Origin of the sequence: Vibrio coralliirubri, from assembly GCF_024347375.1 — a bacterium.
Taxonomy (GTDB): domain Bacteria; phylum Pseudomonadota; class Gammaproteobacteria; order Enterobacterales; family Vibrionaceae; genus Vibrio; species Vibrio coralliirubri.
The window spans coordinates 518,848-537,347 of sequence record NZ_AP025470.1 but is presented as its reverse complement, the minus strand read 5'-3'; the positions used below and the strand labels follow the sequence as shown (position 1 = coordinate 537,347).

The 18,500-nt window shown below is 45.3% G+C and carries 19 protein-coding genes; 9 read left to right on the top strand and 10 right to left on the bottom strand.

Annotation, left to right across the window (positions count from 1 at the left end; genetic code table 11):
* Positions 1-133: 133 nt before the first annotated feature.
* The 7 genes from OCV20_RS02755 (at position 134) to yacG (ending at position 6,077) form a co-directional block, all read left to right on the top strand.
* Positions 134-547 carry a pilin gene (locus OCV20_RS02755; protein ID WP_086774275.1) on the top strand — a complete coding sequence of 138 codons (414 nt, stop codon included), beginning with the start codon at positions 134-136 and terminating at the stop codon, positions 545-547.
* Positions 548-2,233: a type IV-A pilus assembly ATPase PilB gene (gene pilB / locus OCV20_RS02750; RefSeq protein ID WP_086774276.1), complete on the top strand. Its 1,686-nt coding sequence runs from the start codon at positions 548-550 to the stop codon at positions 2,231-2,233.
* A 15-nt stretch (positions 2,234-2,248) separates the two neighbouring features.
* On the top strand, positions 2,249-3,478 hold the full coding sequence (locus tag OCV20_RS02745) for a type II secretion system F family protein (RefSeq protein ID WP_086774277.1): 1,230 nt from the start codon (positions 2,249-2,251) through the stop codon (positions 3,476-3,478).
* 66 nt (positions 3,479-3,544) lie between these two features.
* Positions 3,545-4,414, top strand: coding sequence for a prepilin peptidase (locus OCV20_RS02740; protein ID WP_086774278.1), 870 nt, complete (start codon positions 3,545-3,547; stop codon positions 4,412-4,414).
* Positions 4,415-4,416: 2 nt separating this feature from the next.
* Positions 4,417-5,031 carry a dephospho-CoA kinase gene (gene coaE / locus OCV20_RS02735; RefSeq protein WP_048615622.1) on the top strand — a complete coding sequence of 205 codons (615 nt, stop codon included), beginning with the start codon at positions 4,417-4,419 and terminating at the stop codon, positions 5,029-5,031.
* Positions 5,032-5,057: 26 nt separating this feature from the next.
* A complete protein-coding gene (zapD, locus tag OCV20_RS02730; protein ID WP_017063237.1) occupies positions 5,058-5,798 on the top strand; it encodes a cell division protein ZapD in 741 nt (246 codons plus the stop codon).
* Positions 5,799-5,879: 81 nt separating this feature from the next.
* Entirely contained in the window at positions 5,880-6,077 is a 198-nt protein-coding gene (gene yacG, locus OCV20_RS02725) for a DNA gyrase inhibitor YacG (RefSeq protein WP_010435916.1), read from the top strand.
* Positions 6,078-6,187: 110 nt separating this feature from the next.
* Here yacG and rplS read toward each other — a convergent pair whose 3' ends face one another.
* The 5 genes from rplS to ffh all read right to left on the bottom strand — a co-directional run bounded on the left by rplS (position 6,188) and on the right by ffh (position 9,802).
* A complete protein-coding gene (gene rplS / locus OCV20_RS02720; protein WP_004735514.1) occupies positions 6,188-6,541 on the bottom strand; it encodes a 50S ribosomal protein L19 in 354 nt (117 codons plus the stop codon).
* Positions 6,542-6,600: 59 nt separating this feature from the next.
* Positions 6,601-7,341: a tRNA (guanosine(37)-N1)-methyltransferase TrmD gene (gene trmD, locus OCV20_RS02715; protein ID WP_019826347.1), complete on the bottom strand. Its 741-nt coding sequence runs from the start codon at positions 7,339-7,341 to the stop codon at positions 6,601-6,603.
* Between the two features lie 26 nt (positions 7,342-7,367).
* Positions 7,368-7,922, bottom strand: coding sequence for a ribosome maturation factor RimM (gene rimM / locus OCV20_RS02710; RefSeq protein ID WP_048612338.1), 555 nt, complete (start codon positions 7,920-7,922; stop codon positions 7,368-7,370).
* Between the two features lie 24 nt (positions 7,923-7,946).
* Positions 7,947-8,195: a 30S ribosomal protein S16 gene (gene rpsP, locus OCV20_RS02705; protein WP_004410028.1), complete on the bottom strand. Its 249-nt coding sequence runs from the start codon at positions 8,193-8,195 to the stop codon at positions 7,947-7,949.
* Between the two features lie 212 nt (positions 8,196-8,407).
* Entirely contained in the window at positions 8,408-9,802 is a 1,395-nt protein-coding gene (gene ffh / locus OCV20_RS02700; protein WP_010435884.1) for a signal recognition particle protein, read from the bottom strand.
* Between the two features lie 200 nt (positions 9,803-10,002).
* On the opposite strand from ffh, the gene OCV20_RS02695 reads away from it, so the two are divergent.
* Together OCV20_RS02695 and OCV20_RS02690 are read left to right on the top strand one after the other, a co-directional pair.
* Positions 10,003-10,797, top strand: a complete 795-nt coding sequence (locus tag OCV20_RS02695) for a cytochrome C assembly family protein (RefSeq protein WP_019825854.1) — start codon at positions 10,003-10,005, stop codon at positions 10,795-10,797.
* A 127-nt stretch (positions 10,798-10,924) separates the two neighbouring features.
* Complete coding sequence (locus OCV20_RS02690; protein WP_050620024.1) at positions 10,925-12,196, top strand: HlyC/CorC family transporter; 1,272 nt, start codon at positions 10,925-10,927, stop codon at positions 12,194-12,196.
* A 97-nt stretch (positions 12,197-12,293) separates the two neighbouring features.
* Here OCV20_RS02690 and luxS read toward each other — a convergent pair whose 3' ends face one another.
* The 5 genes from luxS to OCV20_RS02665 form a co-directional block, all read right to left on the bottom strand.
* Positions 12,294-12,812 carry an S-ribosylhomocysteine lyase gene (luxS, locus tag OCV20_RS02685; protein ID WP_017056597.1) on the bottom strand — a complete coding sequence of 173 codons (519 nt, stop codon included), beginning with the start codon at positions 12,810-12,812 and terminating at the stop codon, positions 12,294-12,296.
* Positions 12,813-12,836: 24 nt separating this feature from the next.
* Complete coding sequence (locus tag OCV20_RS02680; RefSeq protein WP_017629422.1) at positions 12,837-13,487, bottom strand: transglycosylase SLT domain-containing protein; 651 nt, start codon at positions 13,485-13,487, stop codon at positions 12,837-12,839.
* A 10-nt stretch (positions 13,488-13,497) separates the two neighbouring features.
* The gene (gene gshA / locus OCV20_RS02675; RefSeq protein ID WP_050620026.1) at positions 13,498-15,066 is read right to left on the bottom strand and encodes a glutamate--cysteine ligase; all 1,569 of its coding nucleotides are present in this window, start codon (positions 15,064-15,066) and stop codon (positions 13,498-13,500) included.
* A 99-nt stretch (positions 15,067-15,165) separates the two neighbouring features.
* Positions 15,166-18,024 (bottom strand): M16 family metallopeptidase, encoded by a 2,859-nt coding sequence (locus OCV20_RS02670; protein WP_086774279.1) that lies wholly within the window; start codon positions 18,022-18,024, stop codon positions 15,166-15,168.
* 9 nt (positions 18,025-18,033) lie between these two features.
* The gene (locus OCV20_RS02665; protein ID WP_017059555.1) at positions 18,034-18,495 is read right to left on the bottom strand and encodes a YqaA family protein; all 462 of its coding nucleotides are present in this window, start codon (positions 18,493-18,495) and stop codon (positions 18,034-18,036) included.
* Positions 18,496-18,500 lie beyond the last annotated feature (5 nt).

Here is an 18,500-nt window from a genome sequence, read left to right as displayed (position 1 = left end):
TGAAACACTACACCAATAAATACCAAACCACTCGCGACCGCACCTGAACACCATTCCACTACCCCATCTCAACTTCTATTCTTTCCATCAACCAGTGCCTGCACTGAAACAAACTAAAGAATGGAATTAGACAATGAATAACAAGAACAAAAGAACGAACCAGAAAGGCTTCACGCTGATTGAATTGATGATCGTGGTGGCGATTATTGGCGTGTTGTCTGCGATTGCAGTGCCAGCATATAAAAACTACGTGACCAAGAGTGAACTCTCTTCAGGTCTAGCGACTATGCGATCTCTAATCACACCAGCTGAACTCATATTTCAAGAAAAAGGGTCAATCTCATCAGCTACTGCTATAACTGATCTAGGGACAGTTTCTTCAGCCAGTTCTTTAGGAACTATCTCAATAGATACAGAAAACGAAATCAAGTTTACATTTAATGACACAAGTTCAGTAAATGCTGCCACCCTAAAGTTTAGTCGTGGTACTAACGGTTGGACATGCGAAAATAGTAAAGATTCTGATGTTTCATTAGATGGTTGCTAAATGCTAACCAACCTCCCAACCGTGCTTCGTCAGGCTGACTTACTTAGCCTGACTCAAGAACAAGCCGTTGCGGAACATATACAAGCTTCGGGTATTTCGACACCTGAAGCTTTGCTCGTTCTGGAGTTCTTCAGCGGCGATTCCTTAGCAAACAACATTAAAACCATCTTCGGCTTGCCGTTAGTACAACTTGCCAATACTGACTATGAGACCTTATGTGACCAATTAGGACTTCGAGAACTGATTACCAAGTATCGTGCGATACCGATTTCAGTCTCTAGCTCGACTCTCACACTCGCCTCAGCCGACCCGACCGATTTACAAGCTGAAGATGATTTCCGCTTTGCGACCGGATTACAGATTGAATTGGTTGTCGCCAACTACTCAGAACTAGAAGGCGCAATACGAAAGCTGTATGGCCGTTCGATTTCCGGGCAAGACTCTAAACGCAAAGAGATCACCCAAGATGAACTCGCTAATCTTGTTGAAGTGTCTGACGATGAGGTAGCGTCGATAGAAGATCTCAGTCAAGACGATTCCCCTGTCAGCCGATTTATCAATCAGATATTGGTCGATGCGGTACGCAAAGGCGCATCAGATATCCACTTCGAACCTTATGAAGAGCACTACCGAGTACGACTGCGTTGTGATGGTATCCTTGTTGAAATACAACAACCCGCTTCCCATTTAAGTCGTCGTTTATCAGCCCGTTTAAAGATCCTCGCGAAGCTGGATATCGCTGAACGTCGCTTGCCTCAAGATGGTCGTATTAAGTTACGCTTAAACGACGATCTGGCGATTGATATGCGTGTATCGACTCTGCCGACCTTGTGGGGTGAAAAGATCGTTCTTCGACTGCTTGATAGCAGCGCTGCTAATTTAGATATCGATAAGTTAGGTTATAGCGAAGATCAAAAAGCACTCTACCTCAATGCGCTAAAACGCCCGCAAGGGATGATCTTAATGACAGGTCCGACTGGCAGCGGAAAAACCGTCTCCCTTTATACTGGCCTTCGAGTGCTCAACACAACTGAACGGAACATCTCAACAGCTGAAGACCCAGTGGAGATTAACCTATGTGGTATCAATCAGGTACAAGTGACACCTAAGATCGGCTTTGGGTTTGCTGAGGCACTACGATCATTTTTACGACAAGACCCTGATGTGGTGATGGTTGGAGAGATCCGAGACTTGGAAACCGCAGAGATCGCGATCAAAGCCTCGCAAACCGGTCACTTGGTGCTTTCGACACTGCACACTAATTCCGCCGCAGAAACCGTCACTCGGCTCGCTCATATGGGGATAGAACCCTTTAACCTAGCTTCATCACTAAGTTTGATTATCGCCCAACGACTGGCAAGGCGGTTGTGTAACCATTGTAAAGAAAGTGACGACTCTCCGGATATATTTCTGCGTCACTCGATTCCTAACAGCCAAACCATCTATAAAGCCAATCCACAAGGGTGTAATGAGTGTAACCAGGGATACTCTGGGCGAGTGGGTATCTATGAAGTTATGCCATTTAGTGACCAACTAAAAGGCAGCCTGATAGACAAACCGAACGCGTTAGCCATTGAAAACTTGGCTCGCCGAGAAGGCATGAGAACTCTGCAAGAGTCGGGGCTAGATAAATTGCTTGAAGGCACCACCAGCTATCAAGAGCTGCAACGTGTTCTGTACATATAACCCAATGGAGCACCAATGAGTAGCAAGTCCAAACAATCACAATTAAAAAGCTATCACTGGAAAGGCATTAACAGCTCAGGCAAGAAAGTGTCTGGACAAACCTTAGCGCTCACTGAATTGGAAGTACGAGAAAAGCTCAAAGAGCAGCATATTCAGATTAAGAAAATCAAAAAGAAAAGTATTTCAGCCGTCACTCGTTTAACCCATAGAGTCAAAGCCAAAGACATCACTATTTTAACTCGGCAACTGGCTACTATGTTGGCTACTGGTGTACCCATCGTGCAGGCTATCAAGTTGGTGTCAGACAATCACCGCAAAGCTGAAATGAAATCGATTCTATCGCATATCTGCAAAGGTGTAGAAGCCGGAACGCCAATCTCAAAAGCGATGCGAACCGCAAGTCGTCACTTTGATGACCTCTATACTGATTTGGTTGCGACAGGCGAGCTCTCCGGTAACCTCGCCCAAGTATTCGAACGCTTAGCGACCTATAGAGAAAAGAGCGAGCAGCTAAAGTCCAAAGTCGTCAAAGCACTGATCTACCCCGCTATGGTCGTCACCGTTGCACTGACCGTTTCTTATTTAATGCTGACCATGGTGATTCCCGAGTTTGAGTCGATGTTTTCAGGCTTTGGCGCCGACCTGCCTTGGTTCACCCAACAAGTACTCTACCTTTCCCATTGGATGCAGGCTTACAGTTTTTATACGGCTGTAGGCATCGGGCTTGTTGTCCTGATTATTTATCAACTGTGTCAGCGTTCCCACTCGATCAGACTATCTGTTAGTCGGCTAGGATTACGCTTTCCTGTTCTCGGCGGCGTATTAGCCAAAGCCTCCATTGCCAAATTCAGCCGAACCTTATCGACCAGCTTTAGTTCTGGCATTCCGATTTTAATGAGCCTCAAAACCACAACCAAAACCGCAGGCAACCTGCATTATGAGTCGGCCATCATTGAAGTTCACCGAGAAACAGCTGCTGGCATGCCAATGTATATCGCAATGCGCAATACCAATGCCTTCCCTGAAATGGTGTTACAGATGGTGATGATCGGTGAAGAGTCAGGCAACCTTGATGATATGCTCAATAAAGTAGCCTCGATTTACGAGTTTGAAGTAGACAACACCGTCGACAATTTGGGCAAAATTCTAGAGCCGCTGATCATCGTGTTTTTAGGTACTGTCGTTGGTGGGCTTGTGGTTGCGATGTACTTACCGATCTTTAATCTTATGAGTGTGTTAGGATAGTTAAAAGCAACTAAACACCCATGAGCAGCAATCTCTGCTCACCTTGATTAAGTGGTAAAGGACACTATGGAAGTATTTCACTACTATCCTTGGCTATTCCCCGTATTAGCTTTCATTTTTAGCCTTCTTATCGGCAGCTTCCTCAACGTAGTCATACACCGTTTGCCGATTATGATGGAACGCGAATGGCAACAAGAGTGCTCGGAGTATTTCTCTCAATATAAAATTCCAGCGCCAGAGGGAAAGTTCAATCTCAGCATTCCTCGTTCAACCTGCCCGAAATGCAAAACTCAATTAAGAATCGTCGACAATATCCCAGTGTTAAGCTGGTTATTCTTAAAGGGTAAGTGCCATAGCTGCGCTAATCCAATCAGCGCTCGCTACCCTTTAGTCGAGTTGCTTACCGCAATACTTTGCACAATGGTTGCTAGCCACTTTGGTTTCAGCTACTACGCCATTGCTTTGATTTTTTTCACCTTCGCCCTGATTACCGCGACCTTTATCGATCTCGATACCATGCTACTGCCCGATCAAATCACCTTGCCTTTGGTATGGTCCGGTATCGCTTTAGCACTGTTTAATATCAGCCCAGTATCGCTGCAAGATTCTGTGGTTGGCGCAATGTCTGGCTACCTAGCTCTGTGGTCGGTGTATTGGTTGTTCAAACTACTCACAGGTAAAGAAGGCATGGGTTACGGTGACTTCAAACTCCTGGCTGCACTTGGTGCATGGCTTGGTTGGCAACACCTACCGATGATCATCCTTTTATCTTCGCTCGTAGGCCTTGTGTTTGGTTTGATTCAACTTCGCCTGAAACAGCAAGGCATCGATAAAGCCTTTCCATTTGGCCCTTACCTTGCAATTGCGGGTTGGGTAAGCTTGATGTGGGGTAACGACATCATGGGTTGGTATTTCACTTCTGTACTAGGAATTTAACCATGGCAATTATTATCGGATTAAGCGGTGGTATCGCCAGTGGCAAAACCACGGTCGCTAACCTGTTCAATGAGCATTTTAATATTGATATTGTTGATGCTGATATCGTGGCACGTGAAGTGGTTGCGTTGGGCAGTGACGGCTTAAAACAAATTACAGAACACTTTGGTAAATCTATCTTGCTTGACGATGGAACACTCAACCGAAGTAGGCTACGTGAGCTAATCTTCTCTGAACCTAAAGAGAAGCAGTGGCTCAATGATCTTCTTCATCCCATGATCCGTGACAAAATTGACAGTGACCTGTCTAAAATCACATCCCCGTATGGTTTATTAGTTGCACCGCTATTGGTGGAAAACCAAATGCAAGGTATGGCTGATCGCGTATTAATTGTTGATGTGCCAGCAGAAGTGCAAATAGAACGTACGATGAGTCGTGATAATGTTTCTAGGGAACAAGTTGCATCAATTTTAAAATCACAGGCTTCAAGAGAACAGCGCTTAGCAGTTGCAGATGACGTGATTAAAAACCATACTAAAAACCAAGAACTTTTGCCTCAAATCACAGATTTACATCAAAAGTATCTGGCAATCAGTGCTGTAGATGGGTCAGAATAGAACAATGTTGAATGAAGGTTTGCTCGATGATCACCCATAAATTTGAACATCCTCTAAATGAGAAAACACGCATCTACTTAAGAGTCGAATCACTCTTGAGGCAGCTACACTTGTCTTCTACATTTTCCGATGCTCAACAGTATCAACTCTTTTTCCGTTCCATCTTTGATCTGATTGAAATCTTCGAACAGATCCAACTCAAGAGCGAACTCGCAAAAGATATTGAGAAGCAACGTGTAACCTACAAAAGTTGGTTGGATGTTGAAGGTGTCGATCAAGAGATGCTGACATCACTGCTTAATGACATTGGTAACATCTATCGTGATCTGATGCAGGCAGAGCGTTTTGGCCAATCACTTAAAGAAGACCGCTTCCTAAGTGCAATTCGCCAACGCTTTAATCTTCCAGGTGGCTCATGCTGCTTTGATTTACCGGCACTGCATTATTGGCTGCACCTTCCTCTTGATAAGAGAATGAGAGATGCTAAAGCTTGGATGGATAGCTTACAGCCTCTGTATGAAGCGCTAACACTATGGTTGAAGCTCACCAGAGAGACTGGTCACTTTAAAGAGCAAATCGCTCGTGCTGGCTTCTTCCAGAGCGATGCCGATGAAGCAAATATCCTCCGTCTTTCTATTCCGATGCAATACGGTGCCTACCCGATGATCTCAGGTCACAAGAACCGCTTTGCAGTTAAATTCATGAGCTTTGAAACTGGGCAAGCCTGTACTCAAGACATCGAATTTGAATTGGCGATCTGCACCTAATTAATTTTCTTTTTTAGTTTGGCTTGAGTCCTCACTCGAGCCTAAACTCACTATTATTACCCCCTCAAATTAAGAATCACTATGTCGAAGAAAATCACCATCGTTAAATGCCCTCAATGTAATGCCGACGTTGAATGGGGTGAACAAAGCCCGCACCGCCCGTTTTGCAGCAAGCAATGTCAGATGATTGATTTCGGTGAATGGGCAGACGAAGAGAACAGCATCGCAGGCGCACCAGACATGTCAGATAGCGATGGTTGGTCGGAAGATCCGTACTAAGCGAGTAGCGAGTAGCGAGTAGTGATATTGATCACTGCTCAACTCTAAATAGCAGACACAAAAAAGCGGAGCCAAATGGCTCCGCTTTTATCGATAGAATGCAAAAAGAATTACTTCTTAGTAAGCTTCTCTTTAATACGAGCTGACTTACCAGAACGCTCACGTAGGTAGTACAACTTGGCACGACGTACTGCACCACGGCGTTTAACTTCGATGCTATCAACCATTGGAGAGTGAGTTTGGAACGCACGCTCTACGCCTTCACCGTTCGAGATCTTACGAACTGTGAATGCAGAGTGTAGACCACGGTTACGAATAGCGATTACAACGCCTTCGAAAGCCTGTAGACGCTCACGGTCACCTTCTTTTACCTTAACCTGAACTACAACAGTGTCACCTGGTGCGAATTTAGGAAGGTCTGATTTTAGTTGCTCTTCTTCAAGAGCCTTGATGATGTTGCTCATTTGTATAAATTCCTAGAATAAACTGATACTAAATTTAATAGGTTACTGCTTGCTTTTCGTTAAGAGCGTTGCTCTTTAATGAATTCAGCCAGTAATTGTTCCTGTTCGTCAGTCAGAGCTAGGTTTTCCAGGAGTTCTGGTCTTCTTAGCCAAGTTCGGCCCAACGATTGTTTTAATCGCCAGCGACGAATGTCCTTATGGTTTCCAGACTTGAGTACCGATGGCACATCTTTATCGTCTAGCACCTCAGGGCGCGTATAATGGGGACAATCTAGCAAACCATTTGCAAAAGAATCTTCTTCTGCTGAAGCGAAATCTCCAAGTACACCCGGAACAAACCGAGATACTGAATCAATCAACGTCATGGCTGGCAGTTCGCCACCCGTCATCACAAAATCTCCAATCGACCATTCTTCGTCAACTTCAGATTGAATGATGCGCTCATCTACCCCTTCGTAGCGACCACAAATAAGAAGTAAATTCTCGTTTGTTGCCAGCTCTTCAACACCTTTCTGGTCGAGTTTACGACCTTGAGGTGAAAGATAGATAACTTTCGTCTTTCCCGGTGCTGCCTGCTTGGCCGTTTTGATAGCGTCGCGCAAAGGCTGAACCATCATTAACATGCCAGGACCACCACCGTAAGGTCTGTCATCAACAGTGCGATGTTTATCATGAGTGAAATCACGAGGATTCCATGTCTCAATAGATAAAAGACCTTTTTTAACCGCTTGACCTGTTACTCCAAAATCAGTAACAGAACGGAACATTTCAGGAAAAAGGCTAATAATGCCAACCCACATGTGTTCTCTCGCTCTGTAATTTGGAGTTAGAATCCAGGATCCCAGTCAACTTCGATCCGGCGAGCTTCGCGATCAACTTTCTTGATCACTTGCTCTTCAAGGTACGGTACTAACCGTTCCTTTTGGCCAAAAGCATCTTTAAGATTTGCTTTGATTACTAGAACATCGTTCGAGCCAGTTTCTAATAGGTCAGTGACCTTACCAAGGTCGTAACCTTTAGTAGTAAAAACTTGCATACCGAACAATTCGCGCCAGTAGAATTCATCTTCTGACAATTCAGGTAACGAAGCAGGGTCAATAGCAATTTCAAAGTTAGTCATCAGTTGCGCGTCTTCACGAACATCTAATCCCGCTAGCTTACATACATAACCTTGGCCATGACGTTTCCAGCTCTCAACTTTGTACTCAACCCACTTACCCTTTAGGTTTAAATACCAAGGGCTGTAATCAAATATGCTTTCAGCATTGTCTGTGTAGGAGAACACTTTAAGCCAGCCACGAATACCATAGGTAGACCCAAGTTTACCCATGACAATTCTATTGTTTTGCTCGCTCATAGTTTCTTTACCCTTCATCGACATAAGCTATTTCTCTTTAAAAAAGAATTAAGCCGCTTTTTGAGCGTCTTTAACTAGCTTAGCTACACGATCAGATAGAGATGCGCCTTGACCAACCCAGTGGTTAACACGATCTAGGTCTAGACGTAGACCTTCTTCTTGACCTTGAGCAGTAGGGTTAAAGAAACCTACTTTCTCGATGAAACGGCCAGTTGCAGCGTTACGGCTATCCGCAACTACGATTTGATAAAATGGGCGCTTCTTTGCACCGTGACGTGCCAAACGAATGGTTACCATGTCGTCCTCTTTGCTTTCTTAATAAAATAATTAACCCCAAGTATAAGTAAATAGCTTGGGGTCTCGTGCCAAATTAAAGCCCCGGAATTTTACTCTTATTCCGGTGCAATGCAAGGGCTTTAGCTATTTTTTCACCAACATAGCTGCCGTATACTTTCTGTGACACGGCTAACACTATGAAAAGTAACGTAGCTAAAGCTTACATTTGTAGATTATCGGCCAAACGGGTTAAAGCCACCACCCATTCCGCCCATACCTCCACCGCCGCCCATCATGCCTTGCATGTTGCGCATCATCCCTTTCATGCCACCTTTCTGCATCTTCTTCATCATCTTCTGCATTTGGGTGAACTGCTTAAGCATACGGTTTACATCTTGTACCTGTGTACCAGAACCAGCGGCAATACGCTTTTTGCGCGAGCCTTTGATTAGGTCAGGGCGTTGACGCTCTTTCATGGTCATAGAGTTGATGATCGCTTCCATCTGCTTGAACATCTTGTCATCAACTTTATCTTTAACGTTATCTGGTAGCTGAGACATGCCTGGAAGCTTATCCATCATGCCCATCATGCCGCCCATGTTTTGCATCTGACCTAGCTGTTCACGGAAGTCTTCAAGGTCAAAGCCTTTCTTCTCTTTGAACTTCTTAGCCAGTTTCTCTGCTTTCTCGGTATCAACGTTTTTCTGTAGGTCTTCAATAAGAGACAGTACGTCGCCCATACCTAAGATACGAGAAGCAACACGATCAGGGTGGAACGGTTCTAGTGCGTCAGTCTTTTCACCAACACCCAAGAATTTAATCGGTTTGCCTGTGATATGACGAACAGACAGAGCAGCACCACCACGCGCATCACCATCAACTTTCGTCAAGATAACACCGGTTAGTGGTAGCGCATCACCAAAGGCTTTTGCAGTGTTCGCAGCATCTTGACCTGTCATTGCATCAACAACGAACAGTGTCTCTACTGGTTTAATTGCAGTATGAAGCTCTTTGATCTCGCCCATCATCTCTTCATCGATAGCCAAACGACCCGCAGTATCGACAAGTAGTACGTCGTAGAATTTCTTCTTCGCGTGGTCGATTGCAGCGTTTGCAATATCAAGAGGTTTTTGATCAGCTGAAGATGGGAAGAAGTCTACGCCAACATCGCTCGCTAACGTTTCAAGCTGTTTGATCGCCGCTGGACGGTAAACGTCGGCAGATACAACCAAGACTTTCTTCTTGTCACGCTCAGTTAGAAGCTTAGATAGCTTACCTACCGATGTGGTTTTACCCGCACCTTGTAGACCCGCCATTAAGATAACGGCTGGCGGCTGTGCGGCTAGGTTAAGAGCCTCGTTAGACTCACCCATCACCGCTTCAAGTTCAGCTTGAACGATCTTAATGAATTCTTGACCAGGCGTTAGAGATTTAGAAACCTCAACACCCACAGCGCCTTCTTTTACGCGCTTAACAAAATCGCGGACAACGGGCAGTGCAACGTCGGCTTCAAGTAGCGCCATACGTACTTCACGCAGCGTCTCTTTAATATTGTCTTCGGTCAGACGACCTTTACCGCTGATGTTCTTCAGCGTTTTGGATAGACGATCCGTTAAATTATCAAACATAGTTTTCTCTTCGCTCAAAACTGCGACTATTACTGTGAGTATACATTAGCGCGGATTAGAGTCATACCCGTTGTAGAGCGTTAATCATCCGTGCTTGTGATGTGAGACATTATTCACTTGGAATTGAATGAGGTTCGCCATAGCCCCAAAGAGCGATGCGAGGTATAATTCGCCAATTAGTAATCATTAAAATGGATACCATGGACAGTCTTATTGCGATCGCAGCAGCCTTTCTTTATACAATGGCGATTTCCACGATCATTCCAGGTCTCGTGCACCAAACAGGAATCCGTGTAAAAACGGTGTTTATCAGCGCATTACTTGCTCTAGCTTTCCATGCTTGGTTGCTTGGCGATTTGATTTTTAATGCCAGTGGCCAAAACCTCAGTATCTTGAACGTTGCTTCATTAATCAGTTTAATCATATCTGTGGTAATGAGCGGTGCAATGCTCAAAACCCGTCTGTGGTTTATCTTACCCGTCGTTTATAGCTTCGCTGCGCTGAACTTGATGGCTGCCACTTTTCTTCCAAGCACCTTCATCAAACATCTAGAGAATGACCCAAAACTGCTCGTGCACATATCTTTGGCTCTATTCTCATACGCAACGTTAACAATCGGCGCGCTATACGCCCTGCAACTTGCGTGGCTAGATCACAAACTTAAAAAGAAAAAAGCCTTAGTGATAAACCCTAACCTACCTCCTTTAATGATGGTGGAAAGACAGCTTTTCAAGATCATTTTGATTGGTAATGGCTTATTAACGGGTACTTTGTTGACGGGTCTCATCTTCGTACAAGATATGTTTGCTCAAGGAAAAGCACACAAGGCTGTGTTGTCTTTTATCGCTTGGGTTATCTACTCCATTCTTCTATGGGGTCACTATCAGAAAGGTTGGCGTGGACAGAAAGTCACTTGGTTCGCACTGGCCGGCGCCAGCATGCTCACATTAGCCTACTTCGGTAGCCGCTTCGTCCAGGAAATCATCCTGAACTAGTCTGTAAAATAAAGGCAAGGTCTCACATACCTTGCCTTTAAAATATTGAGTGCAATACATTCAATTGACATCTCGACCATGTTCGGTCATAAATTAATCAAGATACACAAATAGGAAAAGAATAGTTTTGGACGACATATCAACGGGTATCTTATTTGCGCTACTCGCGTGTCTCATTGTAATTTCTGGTTATTTCTCTGGTTCCGAAACGGGTATGATGTCCCTGAACCGCTACCGTTTAAAGCACTTGGCCAATACGGGTCATAAAGGTGCCAAACGCGTAGAAAAACTTCTGAATCGCCCAGACAGATTGATTGGCCTCATTCTCATCGGCAACAATCTCGTCAACATTCTTGCATCTGCGATCGCTACTATTCTTGGTATGCGCATCTACGGGGATATCGGTGTGGCTATCGCTACTGGTACCCTGACTCTCGTGATCCTCGTATTCGCCGAGGTAACACCAAAAACCATCGCTTCTCTATTTCCTGAACGTGTCTCTTACGCGAGTAGTATCCTTTTAATGATACTGATGAAGGTACTGTCACCATTGGTGATCTTAGTGAACTTCATTACCAACGGCTTCATTCGTATCTTAGGCGTTAAAGCCAGCCATGATGCAACCGACCACTTGAGCTCAGAAGAACTTAGAACCGTGGTAAATGAAGCAGGTAGCCTGATCCCTCAACGCCACCAAGATATGTTGGTGTCTATTCTGGATTTAGAGCATGTCACCGTGAACGACATCATGGTGCCGCGTAATGAGATTACTGGTATCGACATCAATGACGACTGGAAATCTATTGTTCGTCAATTGACCCACTCGCCTCATGGCCGTGTGGTTCTCTATCGTGACCAAATAGATGAAGTGGTTGGTATGCTAAGGCTGCGTGAAGCTTACCGCCTGATGCTTGAAAAGAACGAATTCAATAAAGAGACCCTGTTGCGTGCAGCGGATGAGATCTACTTTATTCCTGAAGCGACACCACTCAATATTCAACTGCTTAAGTTTCAACGCAATAAGCAGCGCATCGGCTTGATTGTTGATGAGTATGGCGATATCAACGGCTTGGTTACATTAGAAGATATTCTTGAAGAGATCGTAGGTGAGTTTACCACCTCAATCGCCCCAAGCTTATCTGAAGAAATTACTCCGCAAAGCGATGGCAGCTTCTTGATTGAAGGCAGCGCCAATATCCGAGACATCAACAAAGGCTTACAGTGGGCACTGCCTACCGATGGCCCAAGAACTCTGAATGGTTTGATACTGGAACACCTTGAAGATATTCCAGAGAGTCACCTCAGTGTTCAGGTAGCCAGGCACCCAATGGAAATTGTTGAACTCGAAGAGAACCGTATCAAACTAGTGCGCGTGTTCCCACAGATCGTGAACGGCTAACTGAGTTATCATTGAAGCTCACATAAACAAAAGACCCGGTTCATTGAACCGGGTCTTTTAGTATCTAACTCGCCCTATCTAGGGTGGCTATCAATGACTAGTCGATCTTAAGCTCTTGCAGCATAGACTCTGGCAGTGCCAGTTCATCATTCTTGTTTACAGAGATGCCTGCAGCGATGATCGCATTCGCGATCTCTTTCGCTTCATCCAAAGAGTGCATTGCTGCCGTACCACATTGGTATTCGTTCAGCTCAGGGATCTTATTCTGGTTCTCAACTTTCAGTACGTCTTGCATCGCTGCCAACCAACCGTCAGCCACTTGTTGCTCTGTAGGCGTACCAATCAGGCTCATGTAGAAACCCGTGCGACAGCCCATCGGTGAGATATCGATGATCTCTACATCTGAGCCGTTCAATTGATTACGCATGAAACCAGCGTATAGGTGCTCTAGAGTATGGATACCTTTCTCAGATAGGATGTCTTTGTTTGGCGCAGTAAAACGCAGGTCAAACACAGTGATGGTATCCCCTTTTGGGGTTTGCATTGTTTTAGCAACACGAACTGCAGGTGCGTTCATGCGTGTGTGATCAACAGTGAAACTATCTAATAAAGGCATTGCTCTTCTCCATGACGGCTGGCTTTAGAAAAACCAGCTTCGATTGTCTTCTAGTTCTTTGCGGCACTGTTTCAGCTGCCATCCATAATCTTTTGCTTGCTGTTCGACTTTGCGCGCCACCTTAATCAGCGATGGCTTGCTGTTGTATGACTTGCGCTTATAACCACCACGACCTTCATGATAAGCCAGATATTGGTTATATGGGTCCCATAGTGAGATGCCCAATTGACGACGCGTCTCGCTGGTATACCAACCGATGAACATCAATGCATCATCAAAGTTGGTTCTTGAGCCACCGTTATTGGTCGCCTTTTGGAAATCTTCCCAAGCAGGATCTTGAGCTTGTGCATAACCGTAGGCACTGCTTACACGCCCCCACGGTATAAAGCCAAGAATGTAATCTTTAGGTGGGCGCGCATCATGACGATAGCTACTCTCTTGTTTCACAAAAGCCATCGCAACGTTAATCGGCGTTCCCCACTCTTCTTGCATATCCAAGGCATCTTCATACCATGAAGGGTGCTCTCGAAAGATGCTACACAAATTATCTTGCTGCTTTGGCGGTGGCGTTGCACACCCAACCAACAGGCTAGAGACAACACCAACAGTCACTACAGGTAACCATTTACTACTCACTCGAGTAGGCTGACCTAATAAGGCTTGCTTCCTTTCCACCAAAGTCTCGCTATGCTTTTAAATACGAAAAATAATCCGCTAAGAAGCTATCAAAATCTTGAGTGCTTGCTTCTTCACTTTGTTGCTGAGCAATCACAGAGCGTTGAACTTCTGCTTCCATCAGCTCAGCTGAATATACTTTGTATTGGTGCGCTTTGTGTTGCTGAGCGTACGTTTTACCTAACGCGCAACCCACTTTACCTAAGCCACCTAACTTCTTAGTCTCTTCTAGCAACTGGCCAGAAATGGTCAGCTCTGGGTTATCAATCCAAGCTTCAAGCGTATCGCACGTTTCTTGGTATGCACGACCACCTTGTTCAGCGTCCATCATCTCGGCAATAGAGCGTAGGTCTTTGAAGACACGCTTCGCCCAATCTTGCAGAGACAATCGCTCGCCATGACAACCGATTTGCAGCTCTAGACCAACCTGACGACCTTCTAGGATCACCTTGTTCCAGTTATCGCGCCAGCATTCAAGCTCGCAGTTATCCATCTCTGCTGAGTCCGTTAGCACACTCCACGTTAGGAATAAGTCTAAGAAGCGAACTTGCTGCTCATTGATACCAATTGAGCTGAATGGGTTTACATCTAAAGAGCGAACCTCAATGTACTCAACACCACCGCGTGCCAATGCTTCAGATGGTTTCTCACCACTCTTCGCTACACGCTTAGGACGGATTGGAGCGTAAAGCTCATTCTCAATTTGCAGTACGTTGCTATTCAATTGACGGTATTCACCATCAACCTTAGTGCCAATCTCGGCGAATTCTTCTGATGGTGTACGAATCGCTTGATTCAAACCTTCAAGGTATTGGTCTAGGCTGTTGAAACCAATCTTCAATACGCTTTGCGCACTGTTGGTGTAGCCAAGATCGCTCAGGCGCAGTGCCGTTGCTTTTGGCAGATACAGTGTCTCGCCAATCTTTTCAAAAGGCAGGTTTGTCTCTCTTCCTTTGATGAAAGAAGAACATAGCGCAGGTGAAGCACCGAAGAAGTATGGGATTAACCAACCAAAGCGGTAGTAGTTACGAATCAAACCGAAGTAAGCATCTGACTTAGATTCACAACGCGCTTCTTCAGTTTGCTCTCCAAACAGGCTATCCCAAAAGCTTTCTGGGAAAGAGAAGTTGAAGTGAACACCAGAGATAATCTGCATCAGGCTACCGTAACGACGTTTTAGGCCTTCACGATATAGGGTCTTCATCTTACCGTTGTTAGAGGTGCCGTATTGCGCTAGCTGAATGTAATCTTCACTGCCAACGTAACAAGGCATAGAAAGCGGCCATAGTTTTTCGCCGTCTAACTTGGTTTGCGTGAAGTGATGGATATCAGACAACTGATTCAAAAGCGTCGGAACGTCGTTAGAAACAGGCGTGATAAATTCCAGTAGCGACTCAGAGAAATCGGTCGTTACCCATTCGTTCATCAACGCAGATCCCAAAGCCTCAGGGTGCGGCCCAGTAGCAAGGTGCCCATCTTCCGTGTAGCGTAATGTTTCCCTTTCAACACCACGACCAAATTGAGAGAAGGTCTTAGGGTTGGTTGCAACTTGCTTTAGTCGCGCAGCAAAATCAGTCAAAATTCAGTTCACTTATCTTATATTGTTCTGATTAGAACTATCATAAATTAGGTTGGAGGAGAAAAGTAGAGTCTCTTCCCTCCCCCTTTAATGTGTACTCTAACGAATGATTTCAAGCTCTTCTATTGGAATATCTAACTTTTCTAATTGCGGGCGAAGCGAAGTCGCGTCACCAACAACGATTATTTGATAATCATTCGGGTCAAACCATTTCTTAGATAGCTCGTTTAAGGTCTCTTTTGAAACCGTTTCAACTATCTGATTACGCTGTTGTAGGTAATCTTCATCAAGGCTCAATGCGACAATATTACTCAACAACCCAGCCTTTTGACTTGGCGTTTCGTATTTGAGCGCATCTTGTTGACCGACGGCAAGGCGCATAAATTTCACCTCTTCGTCAGTTAATCCACTCTGACTAAACTCGTTCAGCTCATTAATAAACTCTTGAATCGATGGAACCGTCGCATTCGCTCTTACCTGCGCGCTAAATACCACAGCACCAGTTTCTCGAGTACTTGCGAAGTAGCCGCTTGCACCGTAAGTGTAAGCTTTGTCTTCACGTAGGTTCTGGTTGATACGGCTATTGAAGTTACCCGCTAAGTTAAAGTTAGCTAGCTGACTCAAATACAATTCACCCGTCGCATCAAACGGCAGGCCTTTACGAACCAAGCGAACAATGCTTTGCGGCGCACCCGGTTTATCAACTAAGTACAGGTGCTGACCAGAAAGCTCTTTGACGATCTGCGGACGCGTTAATGGTGCCGCATCGCCTTGCCACTCTTCAAAGAATTGTAGCTGTTTCCCTACCTCTTTCTTCGAGATGTCTCCCACAACAACAATATTGGCACCTTCTGGTGTGTAATGTTGCGCATAGAATTTTTTCACATCGTCTAAGGTCAATTTCGATAGAGATTCCTTAGTGCCATCACTTGCGCGAGCAAAAATACTGTCACCAAACAGCACTTCACGGGTTGCTTGAGAAGCCATCCAGCTTGGCTGCTGATGCTGATACACAACGCCTTCTAGCATCTGTTTCTTAACGCGCTCAAAGTCTTGCTCATCGAACTTAGGCTCAAATAGAACCTCTTGCACAATCGCTAAGGTTTGAGGCAAGTTTTTCTCTAGCGCCGAGACTGAAATATCTGTGGTGTAGCTGCCCGCACTAATGCTCACACTGCTACCAAGTTTATCTAAGGTCGCTTGTAACTCTTCAACGGTTCGTTTGGTTGAGCCTTCTTCCATCATCGAAGCGGTTAGGTTCGCTAGGCCTTCTCGCCCTTTGCGAACATAACGCTCGCCAGCTGGAAGTTGAATCTGTAGCTGTACTGTCGGTGTTTCGCTGGTCACGGTACCAATCAAGTCAGTGCCGTTCGCAAAGTGCATGCGGTACAACTCAGGCATGGTCGCCTCAACACCAAAGTTCACTTCCGGCATTACACTGCGATCAAAGGTATTCGGTGCCTTTCTGAAATCCAATTGGTCTTCCGTCACCTTGCTGTATTCCGGCAACGTACGTGGTGGCGTGGTAAAGGTCGCTTCACGAACCGCTAAATCGAGCTTTTTCTTAGGAACCACACTCAAGGTAACCTTGTGCTTACCTTCGATGAAATATTGGTATGCCTTACTTACGCTCTCAGGCGTCACCGCTCGGATTTGATCGAGTTGTGATTCAATCCGATCAGGCTGACCATAGAAGGTTTGGTTCGACGCGAGTTGCGACACCTTACCTTTAACACTTTGCAATGCAAAAACAGCATTCGCTTCTGCCATGCCAGTGATCTGGTCTAAACGCTCTTGCTCAACGCCCTCTTTCGAGAATTGCTCTAGGGTATCCATCAGCTCTTTATTAAGAACCGTCAAATCGCCTTTTTCACCTGAGTTGCCCATTGCATACACGTACATGGTACAAGCAAGCTCAGCACAATCATGGAAAGAACCAGCGCTGACGGCCTTCTGCGTTTTTACGAGGTTTTGATATAGGTAACTGTTGGTACCTGAACCTAACACGTTAGACAATGCATTCAGGGAAGCTTGCGTCTCTTCACCGCGATACGTTGTTGGCCAACCCACAAGCACCATCGGCTGACGAATATTGTCTTCTAAGGTGATGTACTTATCTTCAGTCAGAACAGCAGGTTGCTTCTCTGCTGCCTTCACTTCAGGACCTTGAGGGATTGGGCCAAAGTACTTGTTCACCCACTCTAGCGTGTCATCAACGTCGATATCACCACCAATCGTTAACACGGCATTGTTTGGGCCATACCAACGCAGGAAGAACGCTTTAAGATCATTCACGTCAACACGATCAAGATCTTCAACATAGCCGATTGGTTGCCAAGAGTAAGGGTGACCTTCTGGGTAAAGCGCTTCGCCCATTCGTTCCCACATTAAGCCGTAAGGACGATTTTCGTAGCTCTGCGCTCGCTCGTTCTTGACCGTGCCTCTTTGAACCTTAAATTTCTTCTGAGAAACTGCATCTAACAAGAAGCCCATTCGGTCTGATTCTAACCACAACATTTTTTCAAGTTGGTTAGAAGGAACAGTTTCAAAGTAGTTGGTGCGGTCACGATTGGTCGTGCCGTTTAACGAACCACCCGCTTCGGTAATGATCTTAAAGTGCTGTTGGTCACCAACGTTCTCAGAACCCTGGAACATCATGTGCTCAAAGAAGTGAGCAAAGCCCGACTTACCAATCTCTTCACGTGCTGAGCCGACGTGATAAGTGACATCAACATGCACCAACGGATCGGAATCATCAGGGGAAAGAATAACTGTCAGGCCGTTTTCAAGCTGATACTTGGTGTAAGGAATCACCACTTTATCTTTAGAAGGCTTAACCTCTTCTAACAGAGTGACACCTTCAGGTAACGAGGAAAAGAAGGGCGTTGAGCTAGGTACATTGTAAGAACAGCCAGCAATGGCGATAAGAGAAAATGTACCAAGTAAAACCTTTTTCATAGGTTCTCCTTAGAAAAAACCGAAGTAGATAGCAGCAAGTAAGCTATAGCGAGCGGCTTTGCCAATCGCGATCAAAATAACGCTAGGGATGAATTTCATTCTTAGCCAACCCGCTGCTAGACACAAAGGGTCACCAATGATCGGTAACCAACTAAATAACAGTGTCCAGTAGCCATAACGACTCAGCCAAGCCATAGCCTTATGACCATGCTTTTCAGATTGAGTTCGATTAGGCAACCACAAACCAATCCAATAGTTAGTCAGGCCGCCTAAGGTATTGCCTAATGTCGCCACTAGAATGATCGAAGAGGTTGAAAACTGATCTAAGCTCAATGCAGCCACAAGGCTAGCTTCTGAACCACCGGGTAGTAACGTGGCACTCAAGAAGCCACTAATGAACAGTACCCACAGCGCCGAGTCCGAGAACCACAGCGCGATATTTTCAAAAAGGGAGTTAAAAAATTCTAACACTGCCT